Source organism: Mycobacterium sp. (genome assembly GCF_035499775.1).
GTDB lineage: Bacteria > Actinomycetota > Actinomycetes > Mycobacteriales > Mycobacteriaceae > Mycobacterium.
The window spans coordinates 1-14,417 of sequence record NZ_DATJYB010000350.1 but is presented as its reverse complement, the minus strand read 5'-3'; the positions used below and the strand labels follow the sequence as shown (position 1 = coordinate 14,417).

Annotated in this window: 11 protein-coding genes and 1 pseudogene; 4 read left to right on the top strand and 8 right to left on the bottom strand. The window is 67.0% G+C overall.

From position 1 onward, the window contains the following. Nucleotides 1-69: 69 nt before the first annotated feature. The gene (locus VML93_RS21930; protein ID WP_325613936.1) at nucleotides 70-1,554 is read right to left on the bottom strand and encodes an NAD(P)/FAD-dependent oxidoreductase; all 1,485 of its coding nucleotides are present in this window, start codon (nucleotides 1,552-1,554) and stop codon (nucleotides 70-72) included. Continuing rightward, nucleotides 1,555-2,937 (bottom strand): cytochrome P450, encoded by a 1,383-nt coding sequence (locus VML93_RS21925; protein ID WP_325613934.1) that lies wholly within the window; start codon nucleotides 2,935-2,937, stop codon nucleotides 1,555-1,557. A 75-nt stretch (nucleotides 2,938-3,012) separates the two neighbouring features. On the opposite strand from VML93_RS21925, the gene VML93_RS21920 reads away from it, so the two are divergent. Next, nucleotides 3,013-4,041 carry a helix-turn-helix transcriptional regulator gene (locus tag VML93_RS21920; RefSeq protein WP_325613932.1) on the top strand — a complete coding sequence of 343 codons (1,029 nt, stop codon included), beginning with the start codon at nucleotides 3,013-3,015 and terminating at the stop codon, nucleotides 4,039-4,041. A gap of 108 nt (nucleotides 4,042-4,149) precedes the next feature. Here VML93_RS21920 and VML93_RS21915 read toward each other — a convergent pair whose 3' ends face one another. Together VML93_RS21915 and VML93_RS21910 are read right to left on the bottom strand one after the other, a co-directional pair. Further along, nucleotides 4,150-5,118 carry an alpha/beta hydrolase gene (locus tag VML93_RS21915; protein WP_325613930.1) on the bottom strand — a complete coding sequence of 323 codons (969 nt, stop codon included), beginning with the start codon at nucleotides 5,116-5,118 and terminating at the stop codon, nucleotides 4,150-4,152. Nucleotides 5,119-5,143: 25 nt separating this feature from the next. Continuing rightward, nucleotides 5,144-6,103 (bottom strand): alpha/beta hydrolase, encoded by a 960-nt coding sequence (locus tag VML93_RS21910; protein WP_325613928.1) that lies wholly within the window; start codon nucleotides 6,101-6,103, stop codon nucleotides 5,144-5,146. On the opposite strand from VML93_RS21910, the gene VML93_RS21905 reads away from it, so the two are divergent. The 3 genes from VML93_RS21905 (at nucleotide 6,102) to VML93_RS21895 (ending at nucleotide 11,260) form a co-directional block, all read left to right on the top strand. Next, nucleotides 6,102-6,872 carry a lysoplasmalogenase gene (locus tag VML93_RS21905; protein WP_325613926.1) on the top strand — a complete coding sequence of 257 codons (771 nt, stop codon included), beginning with the start codon at nucleotides 6,102-6,104 and terminating at the stop codon, nucleotides 6,870-6,872. The genes VML93_RS21910 and VML93_RS21905 overlap by 2 nt on opposite strands. A gap of 45 nt (nucleotides 6,873-6,917) precedes the next feature. Beyond that, entirely contained in the window at nucleotides 6,918-8,915 is a 1,998-nt protein-coding gene (locus VML93_RS21900) for a primosomal protein N' (RefSeq protein WP_325613924.1), read from the top strand. A 140-nt stretch (nucleotides 8,916-9,055) separates the two neighbouring features. Further along, complete coding sequence (locus VML93_RS21895) at nucleotides 9,056-11,260, top strand: serine/threonine-protein kinase (RefSeq protein WP_325613922.1); 2,205 nt, start codon at nucleotides 9,056-9,058, stop codon at nucleotides 11,258-11,260. Between the two features lie 47 nt (nucleotides 11,261-11,307). On the opposite strand, the gene VML93_RS21890 is transcribed toward VML93_RS21895, so the two are convergent. The 4 genes and pseudogenes from VML93_RS21890 to VML93_RS21875 form a co-directional block, all read right to left on the bottom strand. Continuing rightward, complete coding sequence (locus VML93_RS21890) at nucleotides 11,308-12,210, bottom strand: alpha/beta fold hydrolase (RefSeq protein ID WP_325613921.1); 903 nt, start codon at nucleotides 12,208-12,210, stop codon at nucleotides 11,308-11,310. After that, nucleotides 12,207-13,118 (bottom strand): haloalkane dehalogenase, encoded by a 912-nt coding sequence (locus tag VML93_RS21885; RefSeq protein WP_325614330.1) that lies wholly within the window; start codon nucleotides 13,116-13,118, stop codon nucleotides 12,207-12,209. Before VML93_RS21885 ends, VML93_RS21890 begins: the two co-directional genes overlap by 4 nt. A 42-nt stretch (nucleotides 13,119-13,160) precedes the next feature. Further along, a complete protein-coding gene (locus VML93_RS21880; protein WP_325613919.1) occupies nucleotides 13,161-13,769 on the bottom strand; it encodes a TetR/AcrR family transcriptional regulator in 609 nt (202 codons plus the stop codon). A 77-nt stretch (nucleotides 13,770-13,846) separates the two neighbouring features. After that, nucleotides 13,847-14,417, bottom strand: a pseudogene (locus tag VML93_RS21875) (class I SAM-dependent methyltransferase); the annotation flags it as partial.

Here is a 14,417-nt window from a genome sequence, read left to right as displayed (position 1 = left end):
TTTGCTGGGCGAGCAGACGCAGAATCGCATTCCGCGGGGCTCCCGCGTGCGATTCTGCGTCTGCTCGCGCTAACCGGTGAACCGGTAGTCGTCCAGATTAAAGCGCCGACTGCGCCAGTATGCCTCCACCGTGGTGGTGGGCCGCAGCGGGACGTCGCCGTTCTTGTCGAAGTAGTAGCTGTTGGCCAGCCGGCAACTGTCCTGCCAGAACACCTGGCGGTGCCGCCGGCGCATCACCTCGGCAAAGTACCGGTCGTTGGCCTCCTCGGACACCTCGACGTGTTGGGCGCCGACGCTCCGGGCCTGTTTCAGGCAGCGCAGAATGTGGTGGGTCTGCGACTCGATGAGCGCGAAATACGACGAGCCGACATAGCCGTACGGGCCGAACACGGTGAAGAAGTTCGGAAACCCGGGGATGCTGACGCCCTCGTAGGCCTGGATTCGATGCTCGTCCCAGAACCGACTCAACGACCGTTCGCCGCTTCCGGTGACGGCGTAGGTCAGCACGTCGTCGACGTCGAGCACCTTGAAGCCGGTCGCGAGCAGCAGCACGTCGACGTCGTAGCTGGTGCCGTCCGTGGTGGCCACTGCGGACGGGGTGATCTTGTCGATCGACTCGGTCACCAGTTGCACGTTGTCGCGGTTGAACGTGTACAGATAGGTGTTGTGGAAGCCCGGTCGCTTGCAGCCCACCGCGTAGCGCGGGGTGAGCTTGTCACGTACCACCGGGTCTTTGACCTGCTGGCGCAGATAGCGCTTACCCAGTGACGCCATCCTCTTGGCCAGCGGGAACACGGTGAAGTAGTGCGCGGCGATGGGGAAGGTCGCCTCCACGTAGGCCTGGCTGAGCAGCCGTTGCACAGCACTGCCGCCGGGAACTCGCATCGCCCACCGCGCCAGCTTCGGCAGCCGCACGTCGAACTTGGGGAAGCACCAGATCGGGGTGCGCTGAAAGACGGTGAGCTGGTCGACAATTGGCGCAATCTCGGGGATGATTTGCACGGCCGACGCGCCGGTGCCGATGATGGCGACGCGCTTGCCGGTCAGGTCCTGCTGGTGATCCCAGCGCGCGGTGTGCATGGTCAGTCCGGCGAAGTCGTCGACGCCGTCGATGTCGGGGAGCTTGGGCGTTGTCAGCACGCCGCAGGCGTTGATCACGAACCTCGCGGTGACTTCGCCGCCCGGGTCGATCTGGACTCGCCACAGCCGGTGCTCGTCGTCGAACTCGGCGGCGAGAACCTTTGTGCCGAACCGGATCCGGGAGCGCAGGCGGTATTTGTCGACGCAGTGCTCGGCGTAGGCCTTGAGCTCCCGGCCGGGCGCGTAGGTTCGCGTCCAGTCCGGGCTCTGCTCAAAGGAGAACTGGTAGGAGAACGACGGAATGTCAACGGCGATACCGGGATAGGTGTTCCAGTACCAGGTGCCGCCGACTCCATCACCGGCTTCGATCATCAGGAAATCGGTGAATCCCGCCCGATCGAGCTGGATCGCGGCCCCGATTCCGGAGAATCCGGCGCCGACGATCAGCACGTGGTGGTCGGGCTGTGTACTCATTCAGCGTCTCCTTCCGACGACGTGTACGCCATGTTTGGGCCGCAGGGTCAGTGTGGCCTCGGGCTCGACTTGACGGCCGGGCGCGAGGTCAAAAGTGAAGCGCTGACTCATGATTGCGGCTATCAGCAGCATCTCCACCAGGGCGAAGCTCTGCCCGATACAGATGCGCCGGCCGCCGCCGAACGGCAGATATGCCGACCGCGGACGATCTTTGGCACACCCCAGAAACCGGCTGGGATCAAAGCGTTCCGGGTCGGGCCACCAACGGGGGTCGTGGTGAATGTGGTGGATCGGGATGATGACGGTGGTGCCGCGGCGAATGTGGTGCTCGCCGATAACGTCGTCTTCGATCGCCCGCCGGGCGATGATCCACACCGCCGAGAAGTAGCGCTGCGACTCCTGCAGGCATGCGGTGGTCCATGGCAGCCGGCCCAGGTCGTCGGCGGTGGGGCGGCGCCCGCCCAGCACGTCGTCGACCTCGGCGAGCATCCGCTCGCGCGCGTCGGCGTGCACGGCCATCAGATACCAGAACCAGGACATCGCGTTGGCGGTGGTTTCGTGACCGGCGAGCATGAATGTCAGAGCTTCGTCGCGGACCCGTTGGCGTGGCCACGTTCCGCCGTCGGCGCCCAGCAACACGTTGAGCAGGTCGGCGGAGTCGGTCGGGTGCACCAGTCGCTCATCGATGACCGAGTTGACTGAACGGTCGAGCGTCAGCGCGATGTTCTGGATGTCGCGCAGCGGTGGCGGCATGCGGACGCCGGAAAAGGCGCACCGGTGCAGGGTGTCGTAGACCGGACGCGGCATCAGGCCCCACAGCCCGAGCCGCTCCAGCTTCTCGGCATGCCGCAGTCCCCGCGTCGCCAGTTCGTTCATGCTCTGGACCAGCGGACCGAAATCCTGGCTGAACAGGGAATTGGCGACCACCCGCAGGGTCGTCTCGACCATCGTCTCGTGCATGTCGAACTCACCGGGTGCCACCCGGGCGGTGACGTCGGCGATCGGATCGATCATCAAGTCGACGAGCCCGTTGAGGTGGCGCCGGGCGAATGTCGGGTTCAGCGCCCCGCGGTGGCTGGCCCAGGAGTCTCCCTCGTCGGTCAGCAGGTTGATGCCCGCGGTGGCCTTGATCGGCTCGTATTCGTTGGACTTGACGTAGCGCAGCCGCGCCTCGTGCAGTACGTGATCGACGTAGTCCGGATGGCTGATCGAGACGAAACGTCTTCCGGCACAACGAAATCGGGCGATGTCGCTGCCGCGTGCCCGGCCCATGAAGCCGTCGCCGACGTCGAAGCCGACGGTGATGGCCTCGCGCGTCATCGTCCAGGTGCTCAGCCGTCGGGCCGGTCCGCTCCGCGGCCGCTCGACAGTGAGGGTGGCCATGAGTCCACTGTAGGGATGACGCGGCTGGCCGGTAATGAGATTATCGGACACGGAGTTGGGAATTTAGGACAGCCGATGGAGCAAGTGCCGCGCGAGGTGAGCCACCCGGTCTACGCGACCCGGCTGCTGTGCGAGGTGGCCAACGAACGCGGGGTGCCCACCACCGACGTGTTGGCGGGCACCGCGATCGAGCCGGCCGATCTCGACGACCCGAACGTCATGGTCAGCGGGCTCGACGAGATCAGGGCAGTGCGTCGGCTGCTGGCCCGGCTGCCGGCAGAGTCCGGCCTCGGCATCGACGTGGGCAGCCGGTTCACGCTCACCCATTTCGGCTTGTTCGGTTTCGCGGTGATGTCCTGCGGCACGCTGCGCGAACTGTTCAGCATCGCGATGCGCTACTTCGCCCTGACGATGATGCACATCGACCTGGCGATCTTCGAGACCGCCGACGACTGCCTGATCGAACTCGACGCCGGCCACCTGCCGACGGATGTGCGCGGGTTCTTCATTGAGCGCGATATCGCCGGAATCATCTCCACAACAACGAGTTTCGCGCTGGCGGTGGCGGAGAAGTATGCCGACCAGGTATCGGCGGAAGTCGCCATCGATGAGGAACTGTTGCGGCCGCTGCTCGAACTGGTACCGGTCCACGACGTGGCATTCGGCCGGGCGCACAACCGATTGCACTTCCCGCGGGCGATGTTCGACGAGCCGCTGCCGCAGGCCGACCGGCACACCTTGGAGATGTGCATGGCACAGTGCGACGTGCTGATGCAGCGCAGCGAGCGCCGCCAAGGCATTACCGCGTTGGTACGCACCAAGCTGTTCCGCGATTCCGGTTCGTTCCCAACGCTTCCCGACATCGCCGACGAACTCGACGTCCATCCGCGCACGCTGCGCCGGCGGCTCACCGAGGAAGGCACGTCGTTTCGCGCGCTGCTGAACGAAGCGCGCTCCACGGTGGCCGTGGACTTGCTGCGCAACGTCGGCCTGACGGTGGAAGAGGTGTCCAAGCGGCTGGGCTACACCGAGGTGTCCACGTTCTCGCACGCGTTCAAGCGCTGGTACGGCGTTGCACCCAGCGCGTATTCGCCCGGAGACTAGCGGCCCCACCCTTCTCGCCGAACGTGTAACCACTGCGAAAATGCGGCCCCGATTTTCGCAACCAGTGCACGCTCGGCGAAGGGCCCGACAGCGGGCTCGCCACCGTCACTACGCGTGCAGCGCCTTCTTCAATGCCGCCACACCATGGCCGGTGGCCTCGGCGCAGGCGGGTATCACCAGGGCGAAGCTGATGTAGCCGTGCACCAGGTTCGGCTCGTTGCGCAATTCCGCCGGAACGCCTGCCGCCCTGAGCAGTTCGGCGTATCGGGCCCCGTCGTCGCGCAGCGGGTCATGCTCGGCGGTGGCGATGAACGCGGGTGGCAGGCCGGACAGATCGGCGGCGTTCGCCGGGGCCAGTGTGGTCGGCAGATGGGTGGGGTCGTCGATGTCGACGCCGGGGACGTACCACTGCAGGAACGCATTGATGACGTCAGGGTCCAGGATTGGCGCGTCGGCATTTTCGGTGAACGACGGCAGTGACAGGTCGGCGGTGGTCGACGGATACCAGAGCAACTGAAAAACCAGCTGTGGTCCGTCGTTGTCGCGGGCGAGCTGCGCCATCACTGCGGAGATATTGCCGCCCGCGGAGTCGCCGGCCACAGCGATCCGGTTCGGGTCACCGCCCAGTTCGGCGGCGTGCTCGCCGACCCAGCGTAGTGCCGCCCAGCTGTCGTCGATCCCGGCCGGGAACGGATGCTCCGGGGCCAGGCGGTAGTCGACGGACACCACGATGGCCTCCGCACCGACCGAGTGCGCGCGGGCGACGGGGTCATGGGTGTCCAGGTCGCCGATCGACCAGCCGCCGCCGTGGTAGAAGACGACGACGGGCAAGTCCTCGTGCGCCGGGACCGGCGGCCAGTAGATGCGGACCGGGATGTCGGTGAGGTCCCCGTAACCGACCGTCCGCTCCTCGATCCGCAGCTGCGGCAGCATCTCCGGGGGCGCCTGGAGCTGCTTGAGCTTGGCGCGTGCGACCTCGACCCCGTCGGCGACGTTGAACGTCATCGGCACCGCGTCCAGCAGCGCTTTGAACCTCGGGTCGATCGCCGGCCGGGCAGTGGTGGTCGCATCCGTCATGGACCTACCGTACGCAATGCGGCAGCTACCGCCGCAGCGCAGCCCACAACGTGGCCAGTCCGCGGCCCATCGCGGCTGTTGCGGCCGGCACCACCCCGGCGTAGCCGATGTAGCCGTGTACCAACGTCTCGGCGTTGTGCACTTGGACCTGAACGCCGGCAGCCGACAACAGCTCGCCGTAGCGGATCCCGTCGTCGCGCAGCGGGTCGTAACCCGCGACGCCGATATAGGCGGGCGGCAGGCCGGCCAGGTTCTTCGCCCGCCCCGGTGCCATCCCGGCCGGTGGGTCGGACAAGTCGACTTTGCCTGCGTAGCAACGGGAGAACTCGGCGATAGCCGCAACATCGAGGATGGGTGCGGTGGCATTCTCGGTGTAGGACGGCAGCGAAATATCCCACAGCGTGGAGGGATACCACAACAGCTGGAAGGCAACCCGCGGGCCGCCCCGGTCTCGTGCCAGCTGGGCGATCACCGCGGCGATGGTGCCGCCGGCCGAATCACCGGCGAGCGCCAGCCGGGTGCTGTCGGCGCCGATGTCGGCACCGTGATCGGCGACCCATACCGTTGCGGCCCAAGCATCTTCGACGGCTGCAGGGTAGGGGTACTCGGGCGCCAAGCGGTAGTCCACGGACACCACCACCGCCCCGGCGCCGACGGCGTGCTGGCGGCAGGAACCGTCGTGGGTGTCGAGATCGCCCATCACGAAGCCGCCGCCGTGAAAGAACACCACGACAGGCGGCTTGAGATCGGAACTGGTTGGTGGCCAATAGATTCGGATACCGATGGGGGCGCCCGGCCCGTCGATGGCGCGGTCTTCTACCCGCAGCTCGGGGTGCAGCGCCCGGCGCGGCAGGTCGCGCAATCGTTGCCTGGCCGCGAGGATTCCGTCGTCAGTTGATAGCCGGAACGGAACGGCATCCAGTACCTTCGTCAGGATGGGGTCGATACCTGGTCGCTCGTCGGCAGCGTTGTCCAAACTGGGCATGGAGGTACCGTACGCACCTCGCTTGGTGTCGGGCGGCTGGGTGGCCGCCGGGTGGGCCGGCATGGCCTACGGAGTGTTCCTGACCGTCATCGCGCTGCGCTCGCCCCCAGGCACCGAGCTGACCGGGCATTGGGCTTTGCAACCGGCGTTCAAGGCGTCGATGGCGCTGCTGCTGACCGTCGCCGCGGCCGCGCACCCCATCGTCCGCGAACGACGGTGGCTCATGCCGGCGCTGTTGTTGTCCGCCGCCGGTGACTGGCTGTTGGCAATCCCCTGGTGGCCGCAGTCGTTCGTCTTCGGGCTGGGCTCATTCCTGTTGGCGCACTTGTGTTTTCTGGGCGCCCTGCTGCCGCTGGCCTGGAGGTCGGGCCCGTCGCGTGCACGCATCGCGGGCGTCATGGTGTTGGTGCTGGTGTTGGTGGCGATGGTGGTCTGGTTGTGGCCGCACCTCGTCGAGAAAAAGCTGACGATCCCGGTGACGGTCTACATCCTCGTGTTGGGCACGATGGTGGGCACCGCGCTGTTGGCCAAGCTGCCGACGATCTGGACCGCGATCGGGGCGGTCTGTTTCGCGGTGTCGGACGGGATGATCGCGATCGGCAAATTCATCCTCGAAAACGAGGCCTTGGCGGTACCGATCTGGTGGTCGTACGCCGGGGCCATGATTCTGATCACCGCCGGGTTCTTCTTTGGCCGAGAGCCTCTGCCGGAGCCCGACGACGAAGCCGACGCAGCCGACGACGCCGCCGCTGTGGCCGCCGACGACTGAGGGATGTTGTCTGACAGCACATCTCGCTGCGCCGGCCGGTAGCCGATGACCGGCCGCACGCCCATCGAGGTGGAGCCGATCGCGCGGGTGCTGCCGATGCTCTCGGTGCCGCACCTGGATCGCGAGTTCGACTACCTGGTGTCCGCCGAGCAGTCCGACGACGCTCAGCCCGGCGTGCGGGTACGGGTGCGGTTCCACGGCCGGCTGGTCGACGGGTTTGTGCTGGAACGTCGTAACGACACCGATCACACCGGCCGGCTGGGCTGGCTGGACCGCGTCGTCTCGCCCGAACCGGTGCTCACCGCGGAAATCCGCCGGTTGGCCGACGCGGTCGCGGCGCGCTACGCGGGGACCCGGCCGGACGTGTTGCGGCTGGCGGTCCCACCCCGCCACGCCAGGGTGGAACGCGAACCCATGGCGATTCCGGCCCGGCCGGTTGTCGCGCCGGTGGACCCGTCCGGGTGGCAGGTCTACGGCCGCGGCGGGCAGTTTCTGACGGCGCTGGCCGAGTCACGGGCCGCCCGCGCGGTGTGGCAGGCGTTGCCCGGTGAGCTGTGGACGGATCGGTTCGCCGAGGCCGCCGCGCAGACCGTGCGGGCGGGGCGTTCGGTGCTCGCGGTGGTGCCCGACCAGCGCGACCTGGACGCGCTGTGGCAGGCCGCGACCAGCCGAATCGACGAGCACGCCGTGGTGGCGCTGTCGGCGGGCCTGGGCCCGGCGGCACGCTACCGCCGCTGGTTGGCCGCGCTGCGCGGCAGCGCGCGGCTGGTGATCGGTACCCGCAGCGCGGTGTTCGCGCCGCTGAGCGACCTGGGGCTGGTCATGGTGTGGGCCGACGCCGACGACACGCTGGCCGAGCCGCGGGCGCCGTATCCGCACGCCCGCGAGGTGGCGATGCTGCGTGCGCATCAGGCGCGCTGCGCGGCATTGATCGGCGGCTACGCGCGGACCGCCGAAGCGCACGCGCTGGTGCGCAGCGGATGGGCGCATGACATCGTCGCGGCACGGCCGGTGGTGCGGGCCCGCACTCCGCGGGTGGTCGCGCTGGACGACAGCGGATACGCCGACGAACGCGACCCGGCGGCCCGCACCGCCCGGCTTCCGTCCATCGCGCTGCGCGCCGCCCGTTCGGCGTTACAGGCCGGGGCGCCGGTGTTGGTGCAGGTGCCGCGGCGTGGGTATGTGCCGTCGCTGGCCTGCGGGCGTTGCCGCACGATCGCGCGTTGCCGGCATTGCACCGGGCCGTTGTCGCTGCTCGAACGTGGCGCGACAGGCACCGCCTGCCGCTGGTGTGGCCAGGTGGACCCGACGCTGAAATGCGCGCGCTGCGGGTCGGACTCGGTGCGTGCCGTCGTCGTCGGCGCCCGTCGCACCGCCGAGGAACTCGGTCGGGCCTTCCCGGGCACGCCCGTCGTCACCTCGGCGGGGGAGGCCGTCGTGGCGGAGGTCGCGGCCCGCGCGGCGGTGGTGGTCGCCACCCCGGGGGCCGAACCCCGCGCGGCGGGCGGGTACGGGGCGGCGCTGCTGCTGGATACCTGGGCGTTGCTGGGCCGGCAGGATCTGCGCGCCGCCGAGGACGCCCTGTGGCGTTGGATGAGCGCGGCCGCGCTGGTCCGTGCCCGCGGCGACGGCGGTGTGGTGACGGTGGTCGCCGACGCGTCCATCCCGACGGTGCAGTCGCTGATCCGGTGGGATCCGGTCGGCAACGCGGAGGCAGACCTGGTTGCCCGAACCGAAGTCGGCCTGCCGCCGAGTGTGCACATGGCCGCCCTGGATGGCACCGCCGACGCCGTGGCGGCGCTGCTGGAGGCGACTCAGTTGCCCGACGACGCGGACCTGCTCGGTCCGGTGGATCTGCCGCCGGGTTCGCGCCGGCCGGCGGGAACTCCGGCCGGTGCCGCGGTCACCCGGATGTTGCTGCGCGTCCGCCGGGAGCGCGGTCTGGAGCTGGCCGCGGCGCTGCGGCGTGGCGTCGGTGTGCTCAGTGCCAGGCAAACCCACGAGCCGGTTCGGGTACAGATCGACCCGCTGCACATCGGTTAGCGCGACTTTGCGGTGCGACCGTCAACGACGTCGTAAACTTCCCAACGGAGCGGTGCGCCCGTCAATAATCCACTCGCGTTACGACGTGGCCAGTCGCGACAGGGGCTGCTGGAGTGGGGGACTGGACTAAGGAGTCCGGAATGACTGACGTGGCGCCGCAGGTCGGAACGCGGTTCGGGCGCTATCTGCTGCGGCGGTTGCTGGGTAGTGGCGGGATGGGCCATGTGTATGAGGCCGAGGACACCGCCATGGACCGGGTGGTGGCGTTGAAGCTGCTGTCGGGGACCTACTCGCAGGACCCGGACTTCAGAAAGCGCCTGCAGCGCGAGGCGCGCATTGCCGGGCGGCTGCGTGAGCCGCACGTGGTGCCGATTCACGATGCCGGCGAGATCGACGGGCAGCTGTACGTCGATATGCGCCTGATCGACGGCACCGATTTGGACACCGTGCTGAAAGGGTCCGGGCCACTGCCGCCGGTGCGGGCGGTTTCGATCGTGAGTCAGGTTGCGTCGGCGCTGGACGCCGCGCACGCCGCCGGGGTGATCCATCGCGACGTCAAACCGGCCAACATCTTCGTCACCGAACGCGACTTTGCCTACCTGGGGGATTTCGGTATCGCCAATGCGGCCACCGAGGAAAAGCTGACCCAGATGGGCGACGTGCTGGGCACCTGGACCTATATGGCCCCCGAGCGGTTCCTCGGGGACATCGACAAGGTGACTCACAGCGTCGATATCTATTCGCTGGCCTGCGTGTTGTTCGAAATGCTGACCGGCTCGCCGCCGTATCGCGGTGACCGCACCGGCGTGATGGGCGGGCATCTGAGCGGACCGATTCCCCGTCCCAGTTCGCACCCGGGGATCCCACCGGCGCTCGACGGGGTAATCGCCCGTGGCATGGCCAAACGTCCCGAAGATCGCTATGGCAGTGCGGGCGAGCTGGCGCGGGCGGCCGAGGCGGCGGCCGCAACGGGCGCCAAATCGTCCGACGACTTGGTATCTACCACCGTGCCGATGGGGCGGGATGCCGGCGGCGTCGGCCCTCGACCGTCGTTTCCGCCAGGGGGCCCACCGCCCCCACAGTGGACCCAACAGCCGGCGTCCCCACCGCCCATGACCAAGGGCCGGAGTCGATGGCTCCTGATCGCTGCGGCAATCTTCCTGGTCGTCGTCGTGGCGGCCGGGTTCGGGATCTGGGGGCTGACCAGCGGCGGCAAGTCCACGCAGGGCCCGGACCCGCACATACTCGACGTCGGACGTTACTCGATTCAGCCGCGCACCCTGCCGGGTACCGCCTCCAAAGACGAGGGCCGTTATCTGGAGGCTTTTCGGCTGGCCGAGGGTATGCCCAATCCCTACGAGGTCGACCCCAAGCTGGATCACCTCTACTTCAGGGCATCACCGGATCCGGCCCGTACGGCCACGTCGATCTCGGGCACCTTGACCCCGGTGGTGCAGCCGGTGTTGGAAAAGTACGGCATGATCAGCGGCTTTCGCGCGCAAGGCGTTTCAATACCGCTAGAGGTATTCAATCGCGACAGGACCGGGGACGTTCTGCAAATCGTATTGACGAGCTTCCCCAACGACGACGCGGCCGCGCGAGCGGCCACCGAGATGGACGCCACCGACTTCGCGGTCAACTCGGAAAACCAGCACGCCACGATTCCGGGATACCCGCAGGCCAAAGCACATTATCGGCCGGGGTACAGCGGTATGGCGGCGACCATGGCCCATCGCAACCTGGTCGTATCCGCCTATACCTCCACCGTTGCGCAGTCCAACCTGAACGAGTTGATACAACGCGTGCAGCGCACGTTCGATATGCAGGTGCCGCTGCTGGACCAGGTCAATTCGCATTCAGAGGCCACGCTCGGCTCGCTGCCGCTCGATCCGGATCACATGCTCAGCCGAACTTTCGTCGCAGGAGAGCAGCCCAAAATATCCGACACCTACGGGACGATGGGTCCCCGGGCGGTCGTCCTGTGTGCGGACAGCGGATCGGTCAAGAACCGGCTGTTTGAACAAGCCGGGGTCGACCGATGTGCCTTCAGCGTCGACGCTATTCTGTTGCGGGCCCGAGCCGATACCGCGGCAAGTGCGCTGCTGCCCAGACTGATTCAAGCCAACGCCGACGAGTTCGTCGACCACGAGGTGGCACCGCCCGACGGGCTCAGCAAGGCGCGATGCTGGGAACAGAAGCAGCAAGTCTGGGCCAGCGACACCAACGCTCGCTTTACGTGTTGGCTTTCCTTCGGGCGGTATGTCGTTGCTGTTTGGAGCAACGAGGACAAGGACGTCCGCCATCGCGCCGCTGCCCAGTACGAGATCCTGGTAAACAGCGCATGACGGTCAGCCCTTGCGCGCCAACATGATCAGGTACCCCCTGGATCCGCTCATGTGCTTTGGATGAACTGCTGGATCAACGCGACGATCGTGCCCGGCGCGTCTTCCTGGCTGAAGTGCCCGGCATCCGGCAATCTGACGACCGGTCGACCAGGCCATACGCCTTGAAAGTCGGCAATCTGGACCGGCGGGGAGATGGCCTTGTCCTTCATGCCGACGGTGAGCATGGCGGGTTTCGAGGTGAGGTTGTCGAGCAAGGGAAAGCCCTCTCGAACGTACGGCACGATGCGTCCCAACAGGGCGTCGAGCGGGAACTCGGTCGCGCCGATGCAGTCGTCTTTGGTCGGAAACGGCGCGCTGTAGGCTGCGATCCAGTTGGCGTCTACCGCGGCGGAGTTCTCGAAGCCGATGATCTTCATGATGCTGAGGACGTTGGCATCGAGATGCCCCAGTAACTCGTTCAGCGTTCCGGCGTCGTGGTGCTTCTTGATGAACTGGAACCAGGGCGTGAGCGGCCCAGGTTCGGCTCGACCGTAGCCGCTGATCGTGTTCAGCAGGAACAGCCGCTTGACCCGCTCAGGATGGCGCAAGGTATAGGCCGCTCCGATCGGGCCGCCCCAATCCTGGATGACCAGCGTCACCTCGCGGAGATCGAGCGCATCGAAGAGCGCTGCCAGGTTTTCGACGTGGGTCTTCAGCGTGTACTCGCGGTCGCGCGGCGTCTCGCTCTTTCCGAAGCCCATGTGATCGGGAACCACCACCCGGTGCGTCTCGGACAAGGGTGGGATGAAGCGCCGATACAGGTATCCCCAGGTCGGCTCCCCGTGCAGGCAGACGATGGGTTCGCCCTCGCCCTCGCCTTCGTCGACGTAGTGCATGCGGAAACCAGCACCGTCGAAGAAGCGCGGCGCGAAAGGCCAAGTCCCCCCGAAGGTTTCGTGCGCGGCGATCATCGTCCCACGCCCCTGTCGCGGATCAGAGCGTCGATGACGCTCACGATGTCGTCAGGGCGGTCCTCTTGCAGGAAATGACCGCCGTTCAACGTGACGTGCGGCTGCCCGTGAGCGCCCGGAATCCGGGTCTGAAACGGTGCCTCGCCGCCTTGCGTCACCGGGTCGCCGTCGCTGAAGGCGGTGATCACCGGCCGATCGAACTGGTCGAGCACCGCCCACGCCGCCCTGTTTTCGGCGACCGACGCGTGCTCCGGTGTGACGGGCACCAGGACTGGAAATTGCCGCGCGCCCTCCTTGTAGGTCTCATCGGGGAATGGCGCATCGTACGCAGCGATCTCTTGCGGGCTGAGCTGCCGTGCGGTCCCGCCGTTGACGATCGTCCCGATCGGCATCTGCGGCACGCTCTGGCTGAACTCGAGCCAGGCCTTGAACCCCGCCGACGAGCCCTTCCCGGTGGGCAGGGAGGTGTTGGCGATGACCAAGCCCGCGAACCGGGCCGGGAAGGCCGCGACGAGACGCAGGCCGATCAGGCCGCCCCAGTCTTGACAGAAGAGCGTGACGTCCTGCAGGTCGAGCTTGGTCAGCCATTGGCTCATCCAGTCGACGTGCCGTTCGTAGGAGTAGTCGGTCCGAGCCGCGGGCTTGTCGGATCGGCCGAATCCGATCAGGTCCGGCGCGATCACGCGGTGGCCTTTGCCGGCCAGGGCCGCGATGATCTTGCGGTAGAGATAGCCCCATGAGGGTTCGCCGTGCATGAGCAGCACGGTCGCCCCGTCTTTCGGGCCCTCGTCCACGTAGTGGAGGCGAAGGCCCGAGCCCTCGCCGTCGTCGATCTCCAAGTAGTTCGGCGCGTAGGGCCAATCGGTGAGACTGGCGAAACGCTCGTCCGGGGTACGTAGAGCTTTCATGGTCGTTTGTTGATCCATTCCTGGGACGGTGATGTCAGACGTTCAGCGGTGGTCGGCGAGGTCCCGAGGCGGCGGGACCTGCGAAGGCAGTTCTTTCAGGTTGTCGAACTCGAACGCGATCGCCTCGCGCAGTTCCTCCTTCGGATGACCCGATCGGATCAGTACGAGGAAGCCTTGGTAGAGCACGAGCAATCGACGAGCGATGGCTCGTGCGTCGGCGCGTCCCGGCCACACGTGCTCGACGGCCGTCAGGAATGAGCTCTCCTGAAGCCGAAATCCGCGGTTCAGCTGGGCCAGAGCCTGGGACTGCGCCGGTCCGAACTCGACGGCGGTATTGGTGAGCAGACAGCCCGACGATCCGCCGTCCGGCTCGTCGAGCAGCGTCATGAACAACGCTCGCAGTCCCTCGAGACGATCTTCGTGGGCCAGGTGCTTGGTCAATCGCCCGGCGACGATGGTGTTGACGTAGCGCTCCAACACCAAGTGAAAGATGGCGTCCTTGTCCCCGAAACTGTTGTACAGACTGCCCGACGACAGACCCGTGGCACGTTCGAGGGTCTTTATCGACGTCCCGCCGTAGCCCTGATGACGGAACGCCTCGGCTGCCGCGTCGAGCGCAGGGTCGACCTGGAATTCAATGCGGCGAGGCATCGGCCCGACCAATCTGGATCACGTATTTTAAAATACGTGATCTAAAATCCCGAGGTCAAGAGGGAGAGTCATGAGGCTCAGCCCTTGCGCGCCACCATGATCAGGTACTCCCACTCCATCACGCCGTCGTTCAGGTATCTGCCGCAGAGCTCGGTGAGCTCGTCGTCGAGTGCTGCGACGCGGCGCGGGTCGTCGGCGATGTTGCGGTAGGCGTTGATCATCGGGCCGTAGTAGCTCTTGAAGTAGTCGCGGCTCGCTTCGGGGGTGTCGAACCGATGCACCTTCAATGTGCTTCGGCGCGTTCGGATGTCGCTGGCGAGGCCGCGAAACAGGTCGCTCACGTAGTCCTCGCTGCCCCACCACACTCGTGGGGTGCGCCGGTCGGCAGGGTCGGCCGGTGCGGCCTGATGGCGGAAAGCATCTGGCCGTAGAACCCCTCGGGTGTCCAGCTGACCACTCCGATCGTGCCGCGCCGCCGGCAGACCCGGGCCAGCTCGTCGGCCGTGCGCTGATGACGCGGGGCGAACATCACCCCGATCGCGGAGAGGACCGCGTCGAACTCGTTGGCGTCGAACGGCAGTGCTTCGGCATTGGCCTCTCGCCAGCCGAGCTCGAGGCCCTCTGCCGCCGCCCGCGCCTGGGCGCGGT